General features: G+C 50.4%; 28 protein-coding genes. 9 read left to right on the top strand and 19 right to left on the bottom strand.

Going from position 1 to position 24,097, the window contains the following annotated elements; genetic code table 11:
- Position 1: 1 nt before the first annotated feature.
- The 6 genes from AC13H5_RS02565 to glmS form a co-directional block, all read right to left on the bottom strand.
- The gene (locus AC13H5_RS02565; protein ID WP_034781590.1) at positions 2-1,423 is read right to left on the bottom strand and encodes a PTS mannitol transporter subunit IIBC; all 1,422 of its coding nucleotides are present in this window, start codon (positions 1,421-1,423) and stop codon (positions 2-4) included.
- A 166-nt stretch (positions 1,424-1,589) separates the two neighbouring features.
- On the bottom strand, positions 1,590-3,617 hold the full coding sequence (locus tag AC13H5_RS02560; RefSeq protein ID WP_215190727.1) for a BglG family transcription antiterminator: 2,028 nt from the start codon (positions 3,615-3,617) through the stop codon (positions 1,590-1,592).
- The gene (locus AC13H5_RS02555; protein ID WP_483546261.1) at positions 3,607-3,876 is read right to left on the bottom strand and encodes a hypothetical protein; all 270 of its coding nucleotides are present in this window, start codon (positions 3,874-3,876) and stop codon (positions 3,607-3,609) included. The genes AC13H5_RS02560 and AC13H5_RS02555 overlap by 11 nt, the downstream gene beginning before the upstream one ends.
- A gap of 141 nt (positions 3,877-4,017) precedes the next feature.
- Positions 4,018-4,266: a DUF2798 domain-containing protein gene (locus AC13H5_RS02550; RefSeq protein WP_483546260.1), complete on the bottom strand. Its 249-nt coding sequence runs from the start codon at positions 4,264-4,266 to the stop codon at positions 4,018-4,020.
- A complete protein-coding gene (locus AC13H5_RS02545; protein ID WP_483546259.1) occupies positions 4,267-4,509 on the bottom strand; it encodes a hypothetical protein in 243 nt (80 codons plus the stop codon).
- Positions 4,510-4,653: 144 nt separating this feature from the next.
- Entirely contained in the window at positions 4,654-6,450 is a 1,797-nt protein-coding gene (glmS, locus tag AC13H5_RS02540) for a glutamine--fructose-6-phosphate transaminase (isomerizing) (RefSeq protein ID WP_483546258.1), read from the bottom strand.
- Positions 6,451-6,862: 412 nt separating this feature from the next.
- Between glmS and AC13H5_RS02535 the strand changes: the two genes are divergently transcribed.
- The gene (locus tag AC13H5_RS02535; RefSeq protein WP_214824504.1) at positions 6,863-7,198 is read left to right on the top strand and encodes a hypothetical protein; all 336 of its coding nucleotides are present in this window, start codon (positions 6,863-6,865) and stop codon (positions 7,196-7,198) included.
- Between the two features lie 32 nt (positions 7,199-7,230).
- On the opposite strand, the gene AC13H5_RS02530 is transcribed toward AC13H5_RS02535, so the two are convergent.
- The 6 genes from AC13H5_RS02530 to AC13H5_RS02505 form a co-directional block, all read right to left on the bottom strand.
- The gene (locus tag AC13H5_RS02530) at positions 7,231-7,989 is read right to left on the bottom strand and encodes an endonuclease/exonuclease/phosphatase family protein (protein WP_483546257.1); all 759 of its coding nucleotides are present in this window, start codon (positions 7,987-7,989) and stop codon (positions 7,231-7,233) included.
- Positions 7,986-8,534, bottom strand: a complete 549-nt coding sequence (locus tag AC13H5_RS02525) for a P-loop nucleotide/nucleoside kinase family protein (protein ID WP_483546256.1) — start codon at positions 8,532-8,534, stop codon at positions 7,986-7,988. The genes AC13H5_RS02530 and AC13H5_RS02525 overlap by 4 nt, the downstream gene beginning before the upstream one ends.
- Positions 8,535-8,569: 35 nt before the next feature.
- Positions 8,570-9,040 (bottom strand): hypothetical protein, encoded by a 471-nt coding sequence (locus AC13H5_RS02520; RefSeq protein WP_483546255.1) that lies wholly within the window; start codon positions 9,038-9,040, stop codon positions 8,570-8,572.
- Positions 9,033-9,542, bottom strand: a complete 510-nt coding sequence (locus AC13H5_RS02515; RefSeq protein ID WP_214754564.1) for a hypothetical protein — start codon at positions 9,540-9,542, stop codon at positions 9,033-9,035. The genes AC13H5_RS02520 and AC13H5_RS02515 overlap by 8 nt, the downstream gene beginning before the upstream one ends.
- Positions 9,543-9,986 (bottom strand): hypothetical protein, encoded by a 444-nt coding sequence (locus AC13H5_RS02510; protein ID WP_483546254.1) that lies wholly within the window; start codon positions 9,984-9,986, stop codon positions 9,543-9,545.
- A 141-nt stretch (positions 9,987-10,127) separates the two neighbouring features.
- Complete coding sequence (locus AC13H5_RS02505) at positions 10,128-10,571, bottom strand: hypothetical protein (RefSeq protein WP_483546253.1); 444 nt, start codon at positions 10,569-10,571, stop codon at positions 10,128-10,130.
- Between the two features lie 198 nt (positions 10,572-10,769).
- Here AC13H5_RS02505 and AC13H5_RS02500 point away from each other — a divergent pair, with 198 nt between their 5' ends.
- From AC13H5_RS02500 to AC13H5_RS02465, 8 genes are all read left to right on the top strand, one after another.
- A complete protein-coding gene (locus tag AC13H5_RS02500) occupies positions 10,770-11,480 on the top strand; it encodes a GntR family transcriptional regulator (RefSeq protein ID WP_483546252.1) in 711 nt (236 codons plus the stop codon).
- Positions 11,481-11,632: 152 nt separating this feature from the next.
- The gene (locus AC13H5_RS02495; protein ID WP_034781561.1) at positions 11,633-11,980 is read left to right on the top strand and encodes a PTS lactose/cellobiose transporter subunit IIA; all 348 of its coding nucleotides are present in this window, start codon (positions 11,633-11,635) and stop codon (positions 11,978-11,980) included.
- Complete coding sequence (locus tag AC13H5_RS02490; RefSeq protein WP_021065302.1) at positions 11,977-12,285, top strand: PTS sugar transporter subunit IIB; 309 nt, start codon at positions 11,977-11,979, stop codon at positions 12,283-12,285. The genes AC13H5_RS02495 and AC13H5_RS02490 overlap by 4 nt, the downstream gene beginning before the upstream one ends.
- A 15-nt stretch (positions 12,286-12,300) precedes the next feature.
- Positions 12,301-13,707, top strand: a complete 1,407-nt coding sequence (locus AC13H5_RS02485; RefSeq protein ID WP_483546251.1) for a GH1 family beta-glucosidase — start codon at positions 12,301-12,303, stop codon at positions 13,705-13,707.
- Between the two features lie 11 nt (positions 13,708-13,718).
- Complete coding sequence (locus AC13H5_RS02480) at positions 13,719-15,047, top strand: PTS sugar transporter subunit IIC (RefSeq protein WP_408584672.1); 1,329 nt, start codon at positions 13,719-13,721, stop codon at positions 15,045-15,047.
- Positions 15,048-15,385: 338 nt separating this feature from the next.
- The gene (locus tag AC13H5_RS02475; protein ID WP_483546250.1) at positions 15,386-15,568 is read left to right on the top strand and encodes a hypothetical protein; all 183 of its coding nucleotides are present in this window, start codon (positions 15,386-15,388) and stop codon (positions 15,566-15,568) included.
- A gap of 115 nt (positions 15,569-15,683) precedes the next feature.
- On the top strand, positions 15,684-16,883 hold the full coding sequence (locus AC13H5_RS02470) for an MFS transporter (protein ID WP_483546249.1): 1,200 nt from the start codon (positions 15,684-15,686) through the stop codon (positions 16,881-16,883).
- A 30-nt stretch (positions 16,884-16,913) separates the two neighbouring features.
- Positions 16,914-17,444 carry a hypothetical protein gene (locus AC13H5_RS02465; protein WP_483546248.1) on the top strand — a complete coding sequence of 177 codons (531 nt, stop codon included), beginning with the start codon at positions 16,914-16,916 and terminating at the stop codon, positions 17,442-17,444.
- Positions 17,445-17,478: 34 nt separating this feature from the next.
- Here AC13H5_RS02465 and AC13H5_RS02460 read toward each other — a convergent pair whose 3' ends face one another.
- The 7 genes from AC13H5_RS02460 to AC13H5_RS02430 form a co-directional block, all read right to left on the bottom strand.
- Positions 17,479-17,934: a WapI family immunity protein gene (locus tag AC13H5_RS02460; protein WP_483546247.1), complete on the bottom strand. Its 456-nt coding sequence runs from the start codon at positions 17,932-17,934 to the stop codon at positions 17,479-17,481.
- Between the two features lie 2 nt (positions 17,935-17,936).
- Entirely contained in the window at positions 17,937-18,179 is a 243-nt protein-coding gene (locus AC13H5_RS02455; RefSeq protein ID WP_483546246.1) for a hypothetical protein, read from the bottom strand.
- A 101-nt stretch (positions 18,180-18,280) separates the two neighbouring features.
- A complete protein-coding gene (locus AC13H5_RS02450; RefSeq protein ID WP_483546245.1) occupies positions 18,281-19,633 on the bottom strand; it encodes a GH1 family beta-glucosidase in 1,353 nt (450 codons plus the stop codon).
- A gap of 24 nt (positions 19,634-19,657) precedes the next feature.
- Positions 19,658-20,584 carry a carbohydrate ABC transporter permease gene (locus tag AC13H5_RS02445; RefSeq protein ID WP_483546244.1) on the bottom strand — a complete coding sequence of 309 codons (927 nt, stop codon included), beginning with the start codon at positions 20,582-20,584 and terminating at the stop codon, positions 19,658-19,660.
- A gap of 3 nt (positions 20,585-20,587) precedes the next feature.
- Positions 20,588-21,487, bottom strand: coding sequence for a carbohydrate ABC transporter permease (locus AC13H5_RS02440; protein WP_034781543.1), 900 nt, complete (start codon positions 21,485-21,487; stop codon positions 20,588-20,590).
- A 63-nt stretch (positions 21,488-21,550) separates the two neighbouring features.
- Positions 21,551-22,864, bottom strand: coding sequence for an ABC transporter substrate-binding protein (locus AC13H5_RS02435; RefSeq protein ID WP_483546243.1), 1,314 nt, complete (start codon positions 22,862-22,864; stop codon positions 21,551-21,553).
- Positions 22,865-23,061: 197 nt separating this feature from the next.
- Positions 23,062-24,075 (bottom strand): LacI family DNA-binding transcriptional regulator, encoded by a 1,014-nt coding sequence (locus AC13H5_RS02430; RefSeq protein ID WP_214754579.1) that lies wholly within the window; start codon positions 24,073-24,075, stop codon positions 23,062-23,064.
- Between the last annotated feature and the right edge of the window lie 22 nt (positions 24,076-24,097).

Genomic DNA, 24,097 nt, shown 5'->3' with positions numbered 1-24,097 from the left:
GTTATGAGATTTTGCTGCGTTCTGCTTTGATTTCTTCAATCAATTGATCGTAGTAGTCTGCGTTCAAGAAGTTCGTGACCGAACGGTGAATCGCATCCGGCACTTGTGCCTCGGCCCGGTCCGTCAAATCCTCATGGGTGATGATGAATTGAGCGTCTTTCGGCAATTGACTGATTGACGTGTTCGTGACTTTGATTGGCAAATTCGCCTTGTTCACTTTATTGCGAAGTACCGAGGCACCCATCGCGCTCGAACCCATCCCGGCGTCACAAGCGAAGATGATGTGATCGACTTTATCGAGACGGTCGTGAACGAGAGCTGACGCATACGACTGTTTGCCTTTCATCGCGCTGACGTTTTGTGTCGCTTCTTCGAGTGACACTTCTTCGGCCGCACTTGATTTCAAGATGACGCTCGCCACGGCGAACGTGACCGCTGCCGACAAGAGAATCCCTGTCACAAGTCCGAGGTATGAACCGCGTGACGCCATCGCAAGGATTGCAAAGATACTACCTGGTGACGCTGGTGCGACGAGACCGACATCGAATAAGACGAATGTGAAGACCCCTGTTGCGCCCCCTGCGATCATCGCAAGGATCAAGATTGGTTTCATCAAGACGTATGGGAAGTAAATCTCGTGAATCCCACCGAGGAAGTGAATGATCGCTGCCCCTGGTGCCGTCCGTTTGGCCGCACCTTTAGCGAACACCATGTAAGCGAGCAGTAAACCAAGACCTGGTCCCGGGTTTGCCTCAAGTAAGAACAAGACCGATTTCCCGGCGTCCGCCACTTGATCGACACCAAGCGGGCTCAAGATCCCGTGGTTGATGGCGTTGTTCAAGAACAAGATTTTCGCTGGTTCGATGAATAGACTGGCGATCGGCAACAGTTTCGCGCCGACGATCCAGTCGACACCGGCTGCCATGACTTTATCAAGGCCGCTCATGATTGGACCGAACACTTCGAAGCCACCGATCATGAGAAGACCACCGATGATACCGACCGAGAAGTTGTTGACGAGCATTTCAAATCCAGCTTTGACTTTGCCTTCGATGAGGCGGTCAAATTGTTTAATGACATATCCACCGAGTGGACCCATGATCATCGCACCGAGGAACATCGGAATGTCCGTCCCGACGATGACCCCCATCGTGGCGAGTACCCCGACGACTCCGCCTCGTACGTCATGAATCAACTTACCGCCGGTGAACCCGATCAAGAGCGGTAACAGATACGTGATCGTCGGACCGACGAGTTCTGCTAATTTTTCATTCGGCCACCAGCCCGTTGGAATGAAGAGGGCGGTGATGATCCCCCAGGCGATGAAGGCGCCGATGTTTGGCATGACCATTCCGCTCAGGAAACTCCCGAACCGTTGTACTTTGACTCGAACCCCGCCCGAGCCAGCTTGCGCATTCGCCATGTATAAAACCTCCAGTCGATTATTGTGAAAGGTAGATTGTTGTAGTGTAGCTAACCGGTTTGTGCTCTACACTCGTATTGTAGTCTCAGCGTAAGCGCTTTCTCAATTCAATCCAGTTCATATTTTGGCAACATTCTGTGCCAAATAAAAAAATGACCACGGCGGGTCATTTCTCGTGCAGCGTGTCTTGAATCATTTTCTTCATACATTCATGAAGCAAGAGACGCAGTTCTTTCTTTGAACCGTTACTGTATAAGTTCATATGTTGTTCGCTCTCAATCAATGATCCGCTGACGGCACTGAGGAACTGGAGTTCGACGTCCGCTGCCTCTTCCGGTGCGAGCAGGACGAGCAGACGCGATACCGGTTCGGTCGATTGGTCCATCATGAGGAGCGGGATCGATTGATTCAAGTCGAAAGCGAATACGCTCGCCCGTTCGATCGAGGCGTGACGCCCATGGAACAAGGCCAGTTTCGTTCCCGGAATCCCGAGCCCGGCCACTTCGTGACGCCGGAGCAGTTGGGCCGATAACTGGATGCCGCTTTGGACGAGTCCACGTTCTTCTAGATGCGTCCCGATATCGAGCAAGATGTCTTCCAGTCGGTCGCTATTATCGAGCGTGACGAGATCGAACTGCCGGTCCATCCGTTCGAACGTCTCGACGAGAGCACCGAGTTCATTGAAGTCGAGCATCGTCGAGTGGCTCTTCTCTTTCGTTTGGAACGACTGTGGGAGCGATAACAACAAGTGGCGGACGCGTTGTACTTCTTCGTTCGTCAACAGCGGGTTGACGATGAGCGTCGGCACCGATAACGGCGGCAACGGCACGGTCGACAAGATGACGTCATAGTCGTCGAGTCGATGCTGTTCGAGACCGAACAACGACGAGTTGACGACGTCCTGCATCTCTGGAAACTCTTGTTTGACCCGGTTGACGAGCATCTTCGAGGAGCCGAGACCGGCCGAACAGACAACAAGGGCTCGATATTCCCGGCGCCGGACCGGTTTGACGAGCGCGGCGGCGAAATGCATCGCCCAAAACACGGTCTCTTCTTCCGTGAACGTGTTTGTCCCGAAGACGATATCGGCCGCCTGTTGAATCGCCGAGCGTAAATGTGGATAGTCACGGTCGATGTGCGGACGGACCGTGTCCGTATCCGGAAGGGCGTGGGTGTTCATACTCGATAAGATATGGGCCAGCAGTCCTTTTTCGAGCGCGGCGTCGTCCGTGAAGGCGAATCCGTGGATCAGTGAAACGTGATGGATGAGCTTATGGACGCGGATCTGCATGACCCAACGTTCTTCCTCATCTTCTTTCATCTGTTCCTTCAACGACCGGAGCCGGTTCGCTTCTTCAGCGAACCAGACCCGCTCCGCCATCGAGAACGGCGTCCCGAGGGCCGTCTCCATATCAGACGCGACTTTCAAGTACTCGTCGGAACGGCCTTTCGTATACATCTCGAGGAAGAAGCCGGCGTCCAGACGGGCTTGTTGCACGCCATAGGCGAACGTCACCCGCATGATGGTCCGATCGTCCATCCGCTCATACGGATGTTCCTTCAAATAGTCATAACCGTCACGAAGCGCCTCGAGCATGACGTCACACGGGACGGTCTTCAAAAAGGTCGGGATGTAGTCATCCTCCCCGCGGACAAAGCGATAGAACGCGAGCGTGTCCCAATGAGCAAGCAGCGCATTGATCATCAGCTTCCGTTTCTCGGCTTCGAGGCCGAGCACCCGCGCGCCGACCCCTTTCTTCCGCTCGACTTCAAGGTGGTACTCGTCGAACCAACGATCGAGTTTCTCCAAGTCTTGTGTGAGCGTACTCGGGGAGACGTGCATCTGTTTCGCGACTGCCTGCAGTTTGAGCGTGTCTTTTTCAAACAGAAGCCGCCAGGCGAGTTCGAAGATGCGGTCTTCCGCCGTCGGAATCGCCTCGGCCGACAAAATCAAATCTTCCCGTAGTTGCTGTTTCGCGTCGGAACGCCCGATGAGACTGAGGCCGTGCCCGCGCTGCCAAGCGAGTTCTAACTCGAATTCGCGCAAGATGCCCTCGAGCAGTTGACGCTCCCGTTGAATCGTCCGCTCAGACAAATTGACCGCTTGCGCGATCTCCGCGAGCGGTGTCGATGTCTCCGTTGCCAATAGATGTAGTAAAATCGAGCGCTCTCGGGCGCTCCACTCATGTTTCATATCCATTCACCCATTCCTCGACGAGTTGTCGATATTCCGTGAGCGATAACATGTGTCTGACCGAGCGAACGTGCGCGGTCGGATGATCGACCGTCTCAGTCCCGGCTTGATAGATAATCCAATCCACGTCTTCCGGGATGTCTTGATACGTGCCGTGTTGAATCACACACGATAATTTTCCCGAACACGCTTCAGCAAACAGCTTCGCCGCCATCGCGCTCGTGACGAACCCGCATGGACAGGCAATATATACGTTCATGTCAGACCTTCTTTCATCGCTTATCTTTATCTAACCATACGATGCAACCGCTTACTTCACCTACTATTTTGCTTGTTGGCAAAGATATCGGCAAGAAGTAAAAAGCACCTTTCCTCAATCGGAAAGATGCTGTGTCTAAAGTTAGGCGGCCTTCAAGCGATTCCGTGCATGAATCGACTTCATGACGGCACGGGCAATCGGTTGGGCGAACAATAACTCAATCCAGAACGCGATACCAAAATTACGGAACCACGTCGGGAAGAAGTATTGCAACGTATCAAAGTTGATCTCCCCCATCCCGATCCACGGTCCGATGATTGTCATAAACAATGAGATCATGGAGACGTTCAACACGATGTTCAATAAGATTCGGGCGTTAAAGCCGTCCATTTATCCGGCAAATCGTTTGAACAGTATCCCGGCTGCCGGTTTGACGATGAAGCGAATCAAAATCATGAGCGCGATCCAGGCGAACGGGATGATTTTGAGCGTGTCGATATAATGGGCGACACTAAAGCCGCGTTCCATCCCGACGATGATCGGCGCGATCGTGTTCACGGACAAAATCGAAATGATCAGCATGAACAAGACGCCTTCTTTTGGACTTTGAGGTAATCGGTCTTCTTGGTACATAAGTAAGCCTCCATACAACATATGATTTCAGAGGGTAGACGTATCTTGCGACATATATTTTCGGTCTATGACCAATATCTCTACAAACTGATTGTCATAGTGTAGCAAGTTGGAGGCCTGCTTCGTAAGCATTATTTTTTAAAATTATTCAACCGTCACCGATTTCGCCAAGTTACGCGGCTTATCGACGTCACAGCCACGTGCGAGCGCGGCGTAATAGGCCATGAGTTGAACCGGTAGCACCGTGATGAGCGGGGCGAGAATCGGTTCGACGTGCGGCAAGATGAACTCATCGTTCTCGTGCTCGACCCCTTGCATCGAGATGATACACGCGTTCGCACCACGGGCGACGACTTCTTTGACGTTGCCGCGGATGTTCAAGTTCGTCTTCGGTTGCGAGATGAGTGCGATGACCGGTGTGCCGTCTTCAATCAAGGCGATCGAACCGTGCTTGAGTTCGCCACCCGGGTAGCCTTCCGCTTGGATATACGAGATCTCTTTTACTTTGAGCGCGCCTTCGAGACAGACCGACGCATCGAGGCCACGTCCGATGAAGAACGTGTTCGGCGTCGTCTTCAAGTAACGGTCCGACAAATCTTCAAACAGTTCTTTTTGCGACATGATCGAGTCCATGATCGTCGCGACGCGCGCGAGTTCCGGCATCAACTCGAACGGCAACTCTTTCCCGTTCGCGCGAGCGATGTCGTAGGCAAGGATCGCGAGCACGGCGATTTGGGCCGTGTACGCTTTCGTCGACGCGACCGCGATCTCCGGGCCGGCGTGGAGGAGCATCGTCTCGTTCGCTTCACGCGAGAGTGTCGATCCTGGCACGTTCGTCATCGTGAGTGCCTTGTAGCCGCGCTTCTTCACTTCAACGAGGACGGCCCGGCTGTCAGCCGTCTCTCCAGACTGTGACAAGAAGACGAAGAGCGGACGTGAACTTAAGAGCGGCATATTGTAGCCGAACTCTGACGAGACGTGGACCTCGGTCGGGATGCCGGCAATCCGCTCAAGGATGTCTTTTCCAACGAGCCCAGCGTTATAGCTCGTGCCACAGGCGACGATATAGATGCGGTCCGCTTCCGAGACGAGCGAGCGCACGCCTTCCGTGAGCTCGATGTCACCGGCGTCGTTCTGGTAGTGCTGGATGATGTTGCGGATGACGGCCGGTTGCTCGTCCATCTCTTTCAACATGTAGTGCGCGTACGTGCCTTTCTCGATGTCTGACGCATCGATCTCAGCCGTGTACGGGGCACGTTCGAGGACCTCGCCGTCGAGTGTCTTGATCGTCGCCGATTCGCGCGTCAAGATGACGATCTCGCCGTCGTGGAGCTCGAGGTACTGGTCCGTCACTTGGAGCATCGCCATCGCGTCAGACGCCACGACGTTGAACGTGCCGTCGCCGAGTCCGACGAGGAGCGGCGACTTGTTCTTGCCGATATAGAGGCGTTCTTTATCTTCCGAGTCGATCATCGCGATCGCGTACGAGCCGTGGAGCTCAGCCAACGTCTTGCGGAACGCCGCCTCGACGTCATTTAGCACGACGAAGTTCTTCTCCATCAACTGGACGATAACTTCCGTGTCCGTCTCCGAGAGAAACGGCACGTCGAGCGTCGCCTTGATCTGTTCGTCGTTCTCGATGACACCGTTGTGGACGAGCGTGAAGCGGCCCGTCGTGCTCTGGTGCGGGTGGGCGTTCGGGACGCTCGGCACGCCGTGTGTCGCCCAACGTGTATGGCCAATCCCGATGGCGCCTTCCGCTTCGACCGGTACGATGTCACGAAGTGCGGCGATGCGGCCGACTTCTTTGAACACATGGACATCATCACCGACGAGCGCGATTCCGGCTGAGTCGTAGCCCCGATACTCGAGCTTTTCCAACCCTTTTAATAAAATCTCTTTCGTTCCGACTTGACCAATCATTCCTACAATTCCACACATACAAAAATCTCCTCTATATTCGATTTCTCGAAAAAGGAAACGGGCTTTTTAGAGTGCTGTCAACGTGTTCCTCGTTGTCCGTCCGGTCACCCGAACGTTTTAAAAGAACACTTTTAGTCGTGACAGGCGACTAGGAGGCATCCGCCGAAAACTCGATAACCCCCAACCTCGTCAACTCCTTAGAGTTCTGGCGCTTTTCCTTCATAGCTGGCCGTTTCTCCAGATACCCTTTCATGCTAGCCGGTCTCGATTGAATCCGAAAGTGTTTATGTCACAACAAAATCCGATACTTTTTTACTGTTCATGTAAAAGTCACCACTTTCACTAAAAAGCTACTTTTTTAACACACTTGTCGCGGCGAGCTCGTTCGGGCATGATAAAGGTATCTACTAGATGAAGTGGAGGAATGGCTATGAATATCGTCTTTCTCGTCATCGGTATTATCTTATCGACCGCATCGAAATGGCTACAAATCGAAGGACAGAGTGAAGTTGGGGATTTCCTCGTGTTTCCGGCCGCCTTTTTCTTGGCGCTCGCGCTCTTGTTCAGCTTCCCGTTCTTTAAAGAATGGTGGGATGACCCGTCGCTTCGCCCGAAAGCGTATCGCTTTGCCGGACTTGCTGCCGGCGGTGTCTTATCGTTTCAGCTCTTCGCTTGGCTTCTATTCGGACAAGGCGAGTGGATTGGGAGTTTCTTCTTGATTCCGTTCCTCATCTGCCTCTACTTCGTCATCCGTACGTTTAAATGAAAAAAGGGGAGCGCCTAAGCGTTCCCCCTTTTTTAAGAGATGTCGATGTCGAGTAGGACCCCATAATGATCACTCGGCAGCACGTCGGTGATCGAATCGGACGTCTTCCCAAACACGTCCACGCTCGAGATGAGCGGGACCTCCCCTTCGTCGTGACGCAATAACATCCAATCGTAGCGTGCTGGTTGTTTCTGCAAAGAATCCTGCTTCAAATACGGATTGTGTCCATAATCCAGCGTCGGCTCATCCCCTCCACGATGACATGTGGCGACATCAATCCAACGATGTGCGGTCAAATCACGATAAATCTCCGACTGCGGATTGTCATTGAAGTCACCACATAGCAGCTCGTAACGTTCTCCCTCACCGATCCACTCGCGGACCGCCTGCACTTGCGCTTCCCGAATGACCGGCGACCTCCAATTCAGATGGACGTTCGTCAATCCGAACGCGTGACCTCCTGCTTGAAACGTCACCCGCATCGCACAGTAGTTCGCTTCTTCTACCTCGTGGTGCCAAATCGCATCATTCGTATCGAGCGGAATATTACTTAAGACAGCGAGCCCTTCATCGGGTGAGTCCGGATAGGCGAGAAATACGCAAAACGGATAGCCCGTTTCGTTGGCAATCTGCTCGGCCACACTGATGCCTTGCTCCCCTTCCACATGCGTTTTGACTTCTTGAAACGCCAGCACATCGGCGTCAATCATCTTCACTGTGGCACAGATGGACTCGATCCGCTCCAACCATAATGTCGGATTGTTCCAGAGGTTGAACGTTGCAATCCTCATGTACTGGCTCCACTTTGTTGCAAATCTGTCAGCACGAATTGTTCGCTTTCTTGAAGCTGTTGAATCGTCTCGCTCAACTCACCGACCGTGTTGTCTAATAAATAGTAACGGTCCGGTGCACCCGAACTTAAAAACTCGTTCCGCAATAGGATGACCCGCTCCCCCATCTGCGCATCGCTCGGCCGGTGTTGATCACGTTGGACGTGAACGTCTTGCTCCGCCCATAAGATGACGTAGCGCACTTCAATACCTTGTTCAATCCAGTGCGCCGTGTAGCGCTTCACATCTTTCCAAAACGCGACCCAATCCACGACGACGTCATAGCTTGCCTCAAGAAAATTATTGGTTAAAGATACGATGTTCTTCCATACCAGGTCGTTCGCCCGCTCCGATTCCCATGGCCTTTCACGACCGGACACCGTCATATGACTGATGTCGTCACCAGACACATATGCACTCTTCTCCATGTCTTGAGCGAGCCGTCTCGCCGTCGTCGACTTTCCGACACCAGCCGGACCTGAAATGATCCATACCTTCCGCTTCATCAATTGTTCCCCCTTCAACATGTAAAAGGAAGCGCCTAAGCGCTCCCCCACTTTTGCTCTTCTCTCAATTCGGCTTCCGTGACGTAGTGATCGTCGAGCTGAGCCATGTGACGCTCGTACAGACGATGCTCAAGAATAGCGAGCACGTATGCTCCTAGCCCAATCAAAGCGAACGTTTGGAGTGTAATCAAATCCGTGAGCAATGCGTAAACCCACACTAGGAAGAAGGGTAGCGTCACGAGTCCAAAGATGGAGTTAAGATGGATGAGCCGCTTTGCTGCATCCGACTTCAAAAACTGCTTTTTGATGTTCTCGCGTTGCCACATCTTACGAAAATCAGGAAGACCCGCTGCGACACTGAGAAATATGACTGTCATTGGTGAGAGCCAATTATACTCTAATGAGAAAGATAGAAGTGCGGCCAACACCGCTGACAAGAACACTTGTGTGGAATGCTTTCTCTGATCGAACGCCGTCAATTCTCGCATTTGGCTGCGCTTATCCATGTTTTCGTTCCTTCTCGATCTCACGGGCTTCCCGAATCAGTTTTAAATCCTCTCCCGTTAAATAATGACCGTCGTGCTTTTGGATGATACGGTCGAGCCATCTTCCCAAAAAGGCAGCTCCCCAGAAAAAGGCTTGCGACAACAAGAATGCCTGGAACGTTTGTGGTTGTGTCGTCTCATAAAATACGACGACCCCGTAGTATCCGATTGCGCTAAACCCAATCAAATAAACCGTGTACCGCAGCGTAAGCAGCTTTCGTGCTTTTTCGTTTTTCACGAACCGGAGCCACATGAGGAATCGAGTCGTTTCGATGCTAATCAACATAGCGAAAATCGCTACTAAGAACAATAGAAAGAACGAATCGGGCATCTCCCAGTACGATGCGTAAACGAGCATCCCAACGATTGCAGAAACAGCCAGGATGCCAAAACCCCAACCGGTCCACTTTTCAAATCGAAGAATCGTATCAATTTGTTGTTTTGATTGTGGTGATAACTCCATTCAACTCATCCTTTCGATTACTTCATCATAAGTCGGCATCGTCGGATCACACGCGTTGATTTTTTGCTGAATGAATCGATTCCTTGCCGAATCGGTCATCGACCAGACAGCGAAGACCACTCCAAGAAACAACCCCACCGACTCTACCGTTAACAACGTCGCGAAAAAAGTGACCAAGAGGATGGACCCAATCCAATCGACGCCCATTTTCAGTTTCAATAAACGGTGGACATCACCGCGGTTCGAAATATGACGCATGATGCGGTATTGGCGATAACTCATATACATGGTCAGAACCGCTACAAAAAACATGAGCGGAATCAACCAGTTCTTGTTCACAATCAACACGGCAATCAGTGCAATCACGTAAGTGACCCATATTGGTACCGCCAGCTTTTGCATCCGTTGCACCCAACGTATCTCTTGTTTCAATTGTTGTTCCATCCCCTCACCCCCGAATCTGTTTATATGTGGGACGTCACACATCACCTCATATCCATTCGCATCGTCAGCAAAATGCCAACGATTCCAACATAAGTTGTTGGAATGAACGAAGTCACGCCCGTTCCTGCTCGACTCGTTCCCTCATCGCGCTTCCTCTAGTTCGAGGGCGCGTAAGATTGGATCATGGGCTTGTAGCGCCCGGTTCAAGCGACGCGACACGACTTCGGCGAATGTTCCCCAAATCAGAACGGCGAATCCCCAATAGATGTTGTCTTGACTAAAGATCAATAACCCACCCACCATAATCATGAGTACGGTCGTATTCACCACGTCATACAGTAGTTGCCAGCGGAGCAATTTCCGGGCTACGGAGTCGAATAGATACATCCGTCTCATCCGATATTTCGCCACGTCCGAGATGAGCAGGGCGATGCCGACAAGGCCGAGCGGGACGGTGACCCACGTTGCCCGTTCAAAAAACATCAAAGCGAATGCCAGAATGATGACCGCCAATAGGGCGTAACCGATACGTGTATGTCGTTGCTTCCATTCTCGTTCCCGTTCCATCCGAACTGATTGTGCCATTGTCTTCTCCTCCTCACTCTTCTCTATTTTTATACGAAACCCTTTTGAATTCGTTTCGCAGATTTCAATGATTCTCTGTACAATCGTTCGACGTTTTTCAACAATTGCCGAAGGATTGTCCGCCACCCTGATTTAATTTCTGATATACTGATAGCGTATTCATACCTACAAATTTTCATGTGAAAGGTGCAGACCCTGATGGCTCCAAAGTATAAACAAGTCGCCGAACAGATTGAGACGGACATTATGAATCACGTCTATCAACATACGAACAAGCTCCTCACCGAGGACGAGTACGCCAACAAGTATGGCGTCAGCCGCAACACGATTCGAAAAGCGATCGAGATTCTCGTCAACAAAGGTTACGTCTATCAAGTCCAAGGGAGCGGCGTCTTCGTCCGTGACCATTATATGAGCGATTACGTGAACCTCGAGAAGTTGCAAGGTCTCACGAGCGACTTCAGTGGACGGAAAGTCGAGACGCAAGTCCTTGATTTCGAATTGACGACAGCGAACGATGAAGTGGCCGAACGGATGAAGTGCAACGTCGGGACGCCCGTCTACTACGTCAAACGTCTCCGGCTCGTCGATGACCATCCGTTCTCGGTCGAGGACTCGTATTTCCGAAAAGACCTCGTCGTCTATCTCGACCGGAACATCACCGAGAAGTCGATCTACAACTACTTCCGCAACGACCAGAAGCTCGCCATCGGTTTTGCCGACCGTGTCATTTACGCCGACTTTTTGAACGCGGAAGACGCGGCACTGCTCGGACTGAAAGAGAACGACCCGGCCCTCCTCGTCGACAACACCGTCTATTTGACGAACGGTCAAATCTTCGACGTATCGCGCTCGACACATCATTTCCGCCATGTTAAGATGCTCAAAGTCTCTAACATCAAGTCCTAAACGCGCTCGAGAGATTGTTCTCGTGTGCGTTTTTTTATGTTCACATTTCGGACGAAAAGAAAGGGTTTACATGTAAGCGGTATCGTGCTACTATCAACTTGTAGAATTTGTACCTATGAATTTTGGTTATCCATACAAAAAGGAGAGATACTATGGTTTCTGAAACAATCGAAATTACTCCCGAAGATATCTTCGGTTTAATCGCCCTTTCAGGCGACGCCAAAGCGAGCTACCATCATGCAATGCTGTTGATGCAAGAAGGCAAAGCAGATGAAGCGGCTGAAGCAGTTAAAGCTGGTGATGCGACATTGAAAGAAGCGCACGCTATCCAGACGAAATTCGTCACACTCGAGGCACAAGGGAAAACGGCTACGGTCGGCGTTCTCATGGTGCACGCACAAGATCACTTAATGAACACGATCCTCGTAAAAGAGATGCTCGGCTATATGATGAACATGCAAAACGAAATCAACCAATTGAAAGGAATGGATCAAAAATGATGAAAATCGGACTCTTCTGTGCAGCAGGTATGTCAACAAGTATGTTAGTAGAAAAAATGAAAGCGGTTGCCGCTGAACGAGGCCTTGAGGCTGAAATCGCTGCTTACCCAGAATCAGAAATGGAAACGTACGTTGACAACCTCGACGTCGCGCTTCTCGGACCACAAGTCAAATACTTGCTCGCGAAAGGCAAACAAATCTGTGAGCCGAAGGGCGTTCCAATCGACGTCATCAACACAGTCGACTACGGCATGATGAACGGAACGAAAGTATTAGACCACGCATTGAAACTCGCGAATAAATAAACTGAGGTGACCACTTTGAAAATGCCAAACAATTTCTTGTTCGGCGCCGCATCGGCTTCTTACCAAGTCGAGGGCGCATGGAACAAGGACGGGAAAGGACTCTCGAACTGGGACGTCTTCTCGAAAATTCCTGGGAAAACATTTGAAGATACAAACGGCGACGTCGCAGTCGACCATTACCACCGCTATAAAGAAGACATCGCGCTCATGGCAGAGATGGGACTCGAATCATATCGCTTCTCAATCTCATGGCCGCGCGTCTTCCCGAACGGCACCGGTGAAGTGAACGAAAAAGGACTCGAGTTTTACAACAACTTGATCGATGAGTGCTTGAAGCACAACATCGTCCCGTTCGTGACACTCTACCACTGGGATCTTCCGCAAGCACTTGAAGAAAAAGGCGGCTGGAAAAATCCAGAGACGGTTGACGCATTCGTCCGTTTCGCGGATACTTGCTTCCAATCGTTCGGCGACCGTGTCCGTCACTGGATCACGTTCAACGAAGCGGTCATCTTCTGCTCGCTCGGCTACTTGACTGGGGCACACCCACCAGGTATCGAAGGCGACGTCAAAGGTTACTTCCAAACGACACACCACGTCTTCGTCGCTCACGCTCGTGCCGTCGAGTTGTTCAAACAAAACGGTTACGAAGGTGAAATCGGCATCACGCACGTGTTCAACCCAGCGTTCAGCATCGATGACGCCGAAGAGAACAAGTTCGCCGAAATGCACGCGAACGCTTACTCGACACACTGGTTCTATGACCCGATTTTGAAAGGGGAATATCCAGCGTACGTCGTGAAAGGACTCGAGGAGCAAGGCCTTCTCCCTGAGATGACAGATGAAGAACTCGACCTCTTGAAGCGCACGGCTTCGATGAACGACTTCATCGGCCTCAACTACTACAGCCCGCAACGCGTCATGAAAAATGACTCGGCGCTCGTCATGGCCGGTGGCCGCGAGAACTCGACTGGCCGCCCAGGTAACCCATCATTCGATGGCGTCTACAAGACGGTCATGATGGATGACAAGGTGTACACGAAATGGGCGTGGGAAATCTCACCGGAAGCGTTCCTCGACGGCATGCACATGCTCAAAGATCGTTACGGCGATGTGAAAATCTACATCACAGAGAACGGTCTCGGTGATGTCGACCCGATCGTAGACGGCGAAATCGTCGACGATGCTCGTATCGAATACATCGAAGGTCACATCCGCGCCGTGAAACACGCTGTCGAACAGGGTGTCAACGTCGCAGGTTACTATGCTTGGTCGGCTATCGATCTTCTCAGCTGGCTCAACGGATATAAGAAGCAATATGGCTTCATCTATGTGGACCACGCCAACGGGCTTGCTCGTAAGAAGAAAAAATCGTTTTACTGGTACAAAGACATTATCGCTACTCGCGCTGAAAACCTATAAGGAGGTTCCCCATGAGCCGCTTAGAAACCGTATTTGAAAAATTCACGCCAGGGTTCGTTCGTTTCGCGAACGCCAAGCCCGTCCTTGCTATTAAGGACGGGTTCATCCTGACAATGCCGATGACAATCATCGGATCATTGTTCTTGCTCATCCTTGCTCTCCCAATTCCAGGTTGGGCTGACTTCATGTCAGGATTGTTCGGAGCCGATTGGACGCTTCCACTCACGCAAGTCGTCGGTGCGACGTTCGACATTCTCGCCTTGATCGGTGTATTCGGAATCGCTTACTCGTATGTCAAAAACGAAAAAATCGAAGGCGTACCAGCTGGTATCCTCGGGATTATCTCGTTCTTGATTATCACGCAAGCATCTGTCCTCTCTGAAGGCGGAGAAACAGTCGGCGGAGTCATCCCGAAAGTATGGACAGGCGGACAAGGTGTCCTCGCTGCCATCGTCGTCGGATTGGTCGTTGGATTCATTTATTCACAGTTCATCAAACGCGGCATCAGCATTAAAATGCCTGACGGTGTTCCACCGGGCGTATCGAACTCATTCTCAGCACTCGTTCCTGGTCTTGCAATCATCACGCTTGCGGTCGCGACGTTCGCGATTTTCCAAGCAGTTGCCGATCGTACGTTCACAGAAGTTGTCTATGACGTGCTTCAAGCACCGCTTCAAAACTTGACGGACACACTCGCTGGAGCCGTTATCATCATGGTGCTCATGTCAGTCATGTGGTGGTGTGGAATTCACGGTGCTGCGATCCTCATGGGGATTATGGGACCACTCCTTACAGCAAACGCGCTTCAAAACCAAGCACTCCTCGACGCGGGTGAAACACTCGTTGCCGGTGAGAATGCGAAAATCGTTACGATTCAGTTCCTCGATGTCTTCACGAAGCTCGGTGGATCAGGAATCACAATCGGTTTCATCATCGCGACACTCATCGTCGCCCGTTCGGCTCACTTGAAGCAACTCGGTAAGCTCTCGCTTGCACCAAGTCTCTTCAACATCAACGAGCCGGTCATCTTCGGGATGCCGATCGTGTTCAACCCGATCATGTTCGTACCGTTCGTCATCGTACCTGCAATCGCATCGTTCATGGTGTACTTCTCAATCCTTTGGGGCTGGGTCGACCCGTTCAACGCACTTCAAGTGCCGTGGACGACACCACCGATCATCTCTGGTTTCTTAATCGGCGGATGGCGTGCAGCGCTCTTGCAGATCGTTACAATCGCGATGGCCGTAGCCGTCTACCTCCCGTTCGTTCGCATGCAAGACCGCGTCTCGTACGGTGAAGAATTGAAAGCACAAGAAGACGCAGACAAAGCGTCAGCCTAAGCAAATAACGACAGCCCTTCTCAGCGATGAGAAGGGCTGTTATATTTAGGGAAACAAGTGATAATATGGATGTTCATCAAACATTGTTTGATCAGTCGACACGACTTAGGAATGAGGAAGGATCTCTATGACGAGAAAAAATATGCAATGGATTGCGTTTGCTATCGCTATATTGCCTACAATCGGTTTAACGATGGCATTGATCAGCGGATTTCACTTATCAAGAGAAGACATGAGAACAATCTTGGTTATAGCTTATAGTCTATCGGTTGTCATGCTCTTAGTTTCTCTTTTCTTCCCTAAGCAAGCTACAAACAATAGGAAAGGAGACACATGACTTGAAAAACCACACACCCAGCTTCATGATTTTATCGAGTGCAGCATTGGCCTTTGGACTTGGCTTCAAATCTATCATTCCATATGCGATGTTGGTCGGCGTCGGTTTCCATATGGTCTTCCTTGGCTGCGCCGCCTATTCACTAGGTAAATACCGAGCCCAAGTCTCACAATTCGACGTATAACGCCGTGACCACAAAGGTCATGGCGTTTTTTTATTCCACCTAGATATTGAGAGAAACCATTTACAAATTTTATTTTATCGTTTAAATTTATTTTAACGATAAAGGAGGTTTTTTTATGTGGGCTAAAAATAGTGCACTATTGTTCTGCGGGCGATTGTTATCTACTATGGGTGACAGCTTATACCAGGTGGCCGTCATCTGGTATATTTACACATTGACCGAAGATACATTTTATACTGGTGTGGCGACAGCTGTTGTCATGGTTCCCAAAATTTTGAATGTATTGTTCGGTCCCGTGATTGAACGCATGAATAAGTCACGCGTACTCGTCCATTCGCAGTTTGTTCAGTTTGTGCTCATGCTGATGATTCCACTTGCTTTATATTTAGGCTATGAATCTGTATATCTCGTCATCATAATCATGTTCCTTGTTTCTTTTTTGGAAAATATCGAAGGGACAGCTGAAATCGCACTTATGCCAGCCGTGGTCGCTCGCGAACATCGTGGAATGTTCAACTCGAGGATTGGTGTCGGACTACAAATAATTGATTTATCGATGAAAGGACTTTTTGCGACAGCCATCCTTCTATTTGGAATCGAACAGATCTATTTGTTCAACGCATTAACTTATCTCCTTGCCGCACTCCTATTCAGTTTGATTCGTGTTCCTTTCAAAGAAGTTCTGGACACAAATTCAAAACCAACATCATATCGTACAGAGTTAAAAGAGGGACTTCATTACTTTTTCACGACAAAAATCATCGTCATCTGCGCGCCCTTTTTACTTGCTAATTTTTGTTTTGGAATTACTCAAGCCGTCTTACCCGCCTATGCAGCAAGTAAAGGCGGTGGCGGGCATTATGCTCTCATGCTTATGGCCATTACGCTTGGGAACCTGATTGGGACGATGTTTGTGTTAAGAATTATGCATTATCCGCTCGGTCGCCTGCTCATTATATTACCGTTTTTCTCGAGTTGTTTATGGATGAGTTCCGTCTTTATACCTTCTCCATTGACCTCTATCATCGTTCTTGGGTTGGCGTTTATCCCATTCGGTATGATGAGCATTTTATTAATTACGTTTCTTCAAGTTTCGATTGCCGAACATCTGCTAGCACGCGTATCTTCGACGTTAGACAGTTTTTTAGTGGCGGCATTTCCGCTCGGGGCATTTCTTGGCGGGTTGTTACCAAACGTGATTAGCATTGAGTGGACGATGTTTTGTAGCGCTCTCGGACTGATTATCATTTCATTTTATTTTGTTGTTAATAAAGAAAATCGCGACCTGCCTACAATCGAAGAAATCAGCGTATAATAAGACTGACAAACGATCAGGAGGTTTCGCATGAGAGAGATCCAAGAAATCGGCAAGCTCTTGTTTGACGAAAAGACGTTTCAAATCCTCGAGCACACCAAACGAGAATCACGAAATACAAAAGAAATCGCCAAGTTAATGAAGCAACCAACGGCGAATTTATATTATCCTATTAAAAAATTAATCGAGATTGACGCTCTGCGTATTGAACGACAAGAACAAGTAAAAAACATCCTTGAAAATTACTATTCAAGCCGCCACTTATACGCTAACGATAAGCTTGCCATTGAAGGTGATTTCCTAACATCTAACTTAGATCATGTTCTTCAATGGTACTTCGTCCAAGTTCATCAAACCGCACAAGCCTTGAAGCGTGATGTCGTCGAACAAAATGAAGGAACGGCTGAAATTGGCTACGCAACAAAAACACTGACGCATGCGCAATGGAAAGAGTTAAATCGACAAATTAGACAGTTAATCCACTCTTACGAACCAGAAGAAACATCTGAAAAAACAACCGAATATCAATTTTTGATTTCAAGTCATGAAACGAACTCATAAAAATACCCATCTGTCTTGGCGACAGATGGGTATTTTACTGGGTTGGCTCCTGGACCGGAAAATCAGTTGCGATGTTCCGTAACCCTTTTAGGAAGTGCTCTACATTCGCTACAGACGTCTCAAACGTGAACGCAAGCTCCTCAGACTCACCTTCAAACGGATGCTTGAGATACCCCTTTACTGTGACCTCATCCCCATCAGCGTCTCTCCTCGTCAACGTCAAGCTGACGAACGGTTCCGTCGGCTCAAACTCAACTTCAGATACGTCGCCCGCTACGAACGACTCGAACAATGGTATGTAGTGAGCCACGAGCAGGCTATCGAGCATAACGTCATCGAACGTGATGCGATGGTCCGGCATATGGAGCCCGACCCAATTTCGATGCCAGGCTGCGTCATGGATGTTGTCGGCGTCTGGATAGGCATACGCATAGCTCTCAATCGTCATATCACATAACTCGTCACGCGACATCAGTTTGGCGATAGCCATCGTTATCCGTCCTTCCTGAGCGAATAACCGTCAATCTCCTGCAGGCGCATCCGTTTCTGATCGACGGCAGCGTGGACGATAACCGTCACCCCAGGGTTCAGTTCTATCATCTTCTTGATTTTCGTCAAGTCGTCCCCTTTAATCTCGACCGGCAAGACGAACTCGCCTTCCTTCAAGTGAATGAACTTGATCTTCCCTTTGTCGTCATAGCCTGTCACTTCGTACGTCGCATACTCACGTTTCATTTGAACCGCCCCTTTCATTCGTTATCCTCTTCTATACGTTCCCCGCTTGAATCGGTTCCACACAAAAAATCCATCCCTGTAGCGGCAGGGATGGATTCGTCTTACGCCTCGACGCTATCCGCGTGTTTGACTTTATGGTCCGCGATGACGCCAGCGTACCATTTCGCGCTGTCTTTCCAGACGCGCTCTTGCGTGTCGAAGTCGATGTAGAGAATGCCGAAACGCTTCTCGTAACCGAAGCTCCACTCGAAGTTGTCCATCAAGGACCAAAGATAGTAGCCAGCGATGTTCATGCCTTCATCATTCAAATCAGATACGGCTGTGAGGTGCTTTTGGACGTAGTCGATCCGTTTATCGTCATGGACTTCGCCGTTCTCAAGCACGTCGTCGTATGCGGCGCCGTTCTCGGTGATGATGATTGGAAGGTCAGTGTACTCGTTACGTAAGCGACGGATCAGGTCTTTGAATTCGTTCGGGGCGATATCCCAGCCCATGCCCGTCTTGTCGTAATCGGAGTAAGCAGCAACCGTCATGAAGTCGTTGGCCGCGCTGAACTCGACGAGTCCGCGGCTATAGAAGTTGATACCGAAGAAGTCGCACTCTGTCGAGATTGTCTCCATGTCACCTGGTTTGATGAAATCGTATGTGTGCACGTATTTCGCGAACAAGTTCATCATGTCGACCGGATACTGACCTTTGAATACTGGGTCGAGGAACCAGCGATTCGAGTAACCGTCCGAGTTGTTTTGGGCGAGACGGTCGTTGACCGAGTCCGTCTTTGCATAGACAGGTGACAAGTTAAGCGTGATGCCGATTGGCGTCGTCGACTTCAACTCGTTCTTCAACAATTCGACCGCTTTCCCGTGCGAGAGCAACATATGGTGGACGGCGCGAACCGCTTCGTTCATGTCACGATGGCCCGGTGCGTGGACACCGACGTGGTAGCCGAGGAATCCGGCACACCATGGCTCGTTGTGTGTGATCCACGAGTCGACGATGCCGTCGAGTTCATCGAAGCACACTTTGGCATAATCGAGGAACCAGTCGACCGAGTCGCGGTTCACCCAGCCGCCTTCATTGTGGGCCCACATCGGGAGATCCCAGTGGTAGAGCGTGACGGCCGGCTTGATGCCTTCCTCACGGAGGCGTGTCGCAAGCGTCTTATAGAACGCCATCCCAGCCGGGTTAAACTCCCCCTTCGCAGGGAAAATACGCGGCCATGCGATTGAGAAGCGGTACGTGTCGACACCGAGCTGTTTGATATGCTGGATGTCTTCCTCGAAGCGATGGTAGTGGTCGCACGCGACGTCACCGTTATGCTTCTCGAACACGCGTCCGTCGATGTCACAGAACATGTCCCAAATCGACGGGGTGCGCCCGTCTTCGTTATGCGCGCCTTCAATCTGATACGACGAAGTCGCGGTCCCGAAGACGAAGTCTTTGTTAAACTGCATAGTCAATTCCTCTTTTCTCTCTAGTTATTCTTTGACCGCACCAGCCGAGATACTGCTGACGATGTATTTCGACAGGAACAAGAAGGCGATCATGATCGGCACGACCGAGATGGCGATACCGAGGTAAAGGGCACCGAGATTCTCGGCGACTTGTGAACCTTTCAAGAAGCCCATGAGTACCGGCAACGTGTATTTCTCTGGTGAGAACAAGAGCACGAGTGGCATCAAGTAGTTGTTCCATGAGCCGATGAACGTGAAGATCGACATCGTCGCGACGGCCGGCATCATCATCGGGAGCGCAATCGTATGGAAGATGCGCAGTTCGCTCGCCCCATCGATCCGGGCCGCTTCGATCATACTGACGTGCAGCGTGGCCTGGGTGTACTGCCGGATGAAGAAGACGACGAACGGACTCGCGATCGACGGGATGATGAGCGGGATGAACGAGTCGAGAATGCCGAGCGTTTTCGAAATCTCGTAGAAACCGATGAGTCCGAGTTGTCCCGGTACCATCATCATGACAAGCATGAAGATGAACATCGCATTTTTCCCTTTGAAATCGTAGAAGGCGAAACCGAACGCTGTCATCGCCGAGAAGTAACCAGAGAGCAATGTGACGAGCACAGCGATGATCAAGCTGTTCTTGAAGCCGTTCCAGATGTTGATGTAGTCACTCAAAATCGCATAGTTCTCGACGAGTGCCGTCCCCGGGAGAAGGGAGAAACCAGACATGATTTCTCCGTTCGTCCGTGTCGCGTTGACGAGCATCATGAGGAACGGGATGAAACAGACGATCGTCAAGACGATCAAACCCGTGTAGATGACACCACGGCTGAGCCATTTTTTCTTTTGCTTTTGCTTCGGTGGATCCACTTGGCGGGGTGTTTCCTCGCGTGGCGGCTGCACTTCGCTGTCGGCGAGCATACGCCGTGATTCTGCATTTTGTTCCATTGCTTATGCTCCCTTCTGCGCAGCGCGTTCTTTGCGGAACATGCCTTTGAAGACGACCGCCGAGAAGACGAGCGTGATCAAGAACAAGCCGTAAGCGACCGCTGACGCATAGCCGTAGTTGTTATACTTGAATGCTTGGTTGTACAAGTAAAGGACCATCGTGTTCAGTGATCCATCCGGTGCACCAATTCCGTCCGTCAAGAGGAGCGGAAGATCGAACAATTGGAGTCCACCGATGAGTGACGTGATCATGATGTACAAGAGAATCGGTTTGAGTAGTGGCAGTGTGACATACGTGAACATTTGCCAACGGTTCGCGCCATCGATATGGGCTGCTTCGAAAAAGTCTTTTGAAATTCCCGACACGCCGGCCATGACGATGATGAACGAGTGACCGAACCACATCCATGTCAAAATGAGTGAGACGGACAGTTGTGCCGTCACCGGTTGCGATAACCAGTTGATCGGGTCAGAGATGATCCCAAGTTTCAAGAGGATCATGTTGAGTGAACCGTGCTGCCAGTCGAGCAAGATTCCGAACAAGAGCGCGACCGAACTGATCGTGATCAAGTTAGGCAGATAGAAGAACGAGCGGAAGAACGCGAGGCCCTTCAGTTTTAGACGAAGATCTGAGAACAGGAGTGCCAAAAGCAGTGCAAGACCGATCTGTAAGGCAAAGTTTACTCCCCAAATCTTGATCGTATTGACGAACGCCTCGATGAAGTACGTGTCAGTCAACAGGCGCGCGTAGTTCGCAAAGCCGACGACCTCTTCTCCTTGGCTGCCGGTATAGTTGGTGAAACTGTAGTACAGGGTCAAGAAGACCGGATAAATACTGAATGTCAAAAAGACGACCCAAAACGGGGCAATAAAGGCATAGCCATAGCGGTCTAGTTTTTTCACGTCGTGTTACTCCTTCCCTAGCAACCCTTAAGGGGGGAAGTCCCCCCCACGGGTTAGCTGGCCTCAGTCAACTGTAATGTCTGGGTAAGCGTTTTTCGCTTGTTTCTTGAACTCTTCAATCGCTTCTTCTTTCGACTTCTTACCTTCTACATATTGAAGGACTGAAGCGCCGTAGAGCGTGTCGAGCTGTTGGTCATATTTCGTGACGATTCCTGGTGTGATTTCATCCGCTTGGTCAAGGAAGAACTCGTAGTTGTTCTGTCCGCCGAGGAACTCATCGCTGAAGTCGTCTTTGATTTTGTCGGTAACTGGTTTGTAAGCGAGGACGTCGCCTGTCTCTTCAGCCCAGCCAGTCAAGAACTCTTCGTCTTGTGTCATGAGCTTAACGAAATCGTAAGCAGCTTCTTTGTTTTTCGATCCTTCATAAACGCCGAGCCATGTGCCGCCCCAGAAGTACGGGCTTGGACCGTTCGTGACTGCCCAGTCACCGGCTGTGTCTTTCGCGCTGTCTTTCAAGACGCTGTGAAGACCCCATGTTGGAAGAACGTAAGAGAAGACTTGTGTCTCTGTCTCTTTGCCGCCTTCTTTAACTTTGATTGGCTTCGACATGCCTTCGAACCAAGATGGTGACCATTCTGGAGCGAGTGCCGTGTATTGTTTCTCACGAAGTTCTTTCGCGTAGTCCATGTAGTTGATCTTGTCTTCTGTCAACACGAGTTCGTTCTTGTCGTTTACCCATGCTTCTGGGTTCGCGCCTTGTGAGAACCAACGGATCGCGCCTTCGTCTGGGAACATCTTGTAGCCTTTTTGCTTCATCTTCTCAGCAACTTCGAAGACGCCGTCCATCGAGCTCATCATGTTGCCGATTTCAGTCGGATCGTCCGTACCGAGGACTTCTTTCGCTAAACTACGTTTGTAGTAGACGCCACCTGGTGTCGTTTGCCATGAGAGAGCGCGCACGTTGCCATCTTTGTCTTTCCCGAGGTCGAAGACGTAAGGGATGTAGTCGTCTGAGATTTCATTGACGTTGTAAGGCTCGTCTGAAAGGTTTTCCCAGTAGCCTGCGTCAACCCATTGCTTGAGGAACGCGATTTCGCCTGTGAAGACGTCCGGTGCCCCAACGCCGCTTTCAAGTGCCGGCTTAAGTTTTGTCGGATAGTCCGCGATTGGAACGATTGTCAATTCGACCTTGACGCCGTTCTTCTCTTCGTATGTTTTGATTGGCTCTTTCAATTCGTCCGTGAACGACCAAACTTTGAGGACGTCATCTTTTGAACCAGACTCAGAACCTGAAGTTCCTTCATCGTTTGAGCAAGCGCCCAAGACGCCGACTGATAGTGCCCCGATTGAGAGTAAGCTGACTAATTTTTTACGCATGTGTGAACCCATCCTTTTAAGTGTTTTAGAAAGCGTTTACAAGAAGAGGTAATAATTTGTCGAAAGCGCTTTCGAAAATATTGAAATAAAAATATCGAAAGCGGTTTCGATTTAGGGTGAATGATTTTCGAAATCGCTCTCTTCTCTCCATTCCGCTGAAGCGAACAGAGCGACTTCGAAAGATCATCGTGACTTGTTTACTTTTTGACCGGTGCGCAAGACGCACGTTCAATCAACCGAACTGGGATGACACGACGTTCAGTCCGTCGTTCTTTGGCTGTCATCTGCTCGATGAGCAGCTCGGCCGCCGCTTCTCCGATTTCGTCCGTATCTTGACGAATCGTCGTCAGCTTCGGTGTGATGTATTTGATCATCTCGATGTCGTCATAGCCGATAATCGAGATGTCTTCCGGGACCCGGAGACCGTGTTCATGGACGGCTTCGATTGCCCCGATGGCCATTTGATCGCCTGCGACGAAGACTGCTGTCGGCGGTGCCGGCAGTTGTAATAACTTCTCCATCGCCTGCTTGCCTTCTTCGACCGAGAAGAACCCGGCGTTGACCAAGTAACCTGGTTGAATCGGTAAGTCGAGTGCGTGCATCGCAAGCTCATACCCTTTCACCCGGGCCGCACCGGCGTCAATCGACGAATCTCCGGCGATGTGCGCGATATGGCGATGTCCTAACTCGTACAAGTAGTTCACAGCCATGCGGGCACCTTCCGTGTTGTCCGAATAGACGACGCTACAGTTGGCGCTGTCCATATCGACCACGACGATCGGGATATCGCTTTGCATGAGCTCTTGCACTTGCTCGTCCATCCGGTCCGAACAAATAACGACGATACCGTCGACTGCTCGATGTTTGAAATGTTCGAGATAACTCATGTCACGGTTGCGAAGGTTTCGAGAGGCGAAGATTAAATCGTAGCCGTGTTCCTCGGTCGCGTGACGGAAACTTTCAATGATGCCGTTAAAAAATGGATGTTTCATTCCGACTTCGTTCGCTTCTGAGAACATGACCCCGATCGCCCACGATTTTTTCGTCGATAACGACTGTGCGTGTGCGTTCGGCAGATAATCCATCTCAGCCGCTGCTTGTAATATTTTGGCTCTCGTCTTTTCGCTGACGTCCTTATAGTTGTTCAACGCTTTGGAGACCGTCGTAATCGAAAAGCCGGTTTTTTTAGCTAAATCATAAATCGTGCCCATGTCATTCTCCTCTTCCCGAAAG

This window comes from Exiguobacterium sp. FD-YE-25-4 (genome assembly GCF_057004685.1).
Note: the sequence above shows the minus strand (reverse complement) of the source record. Positions and strands in the feature narration are given on the sequence as shown.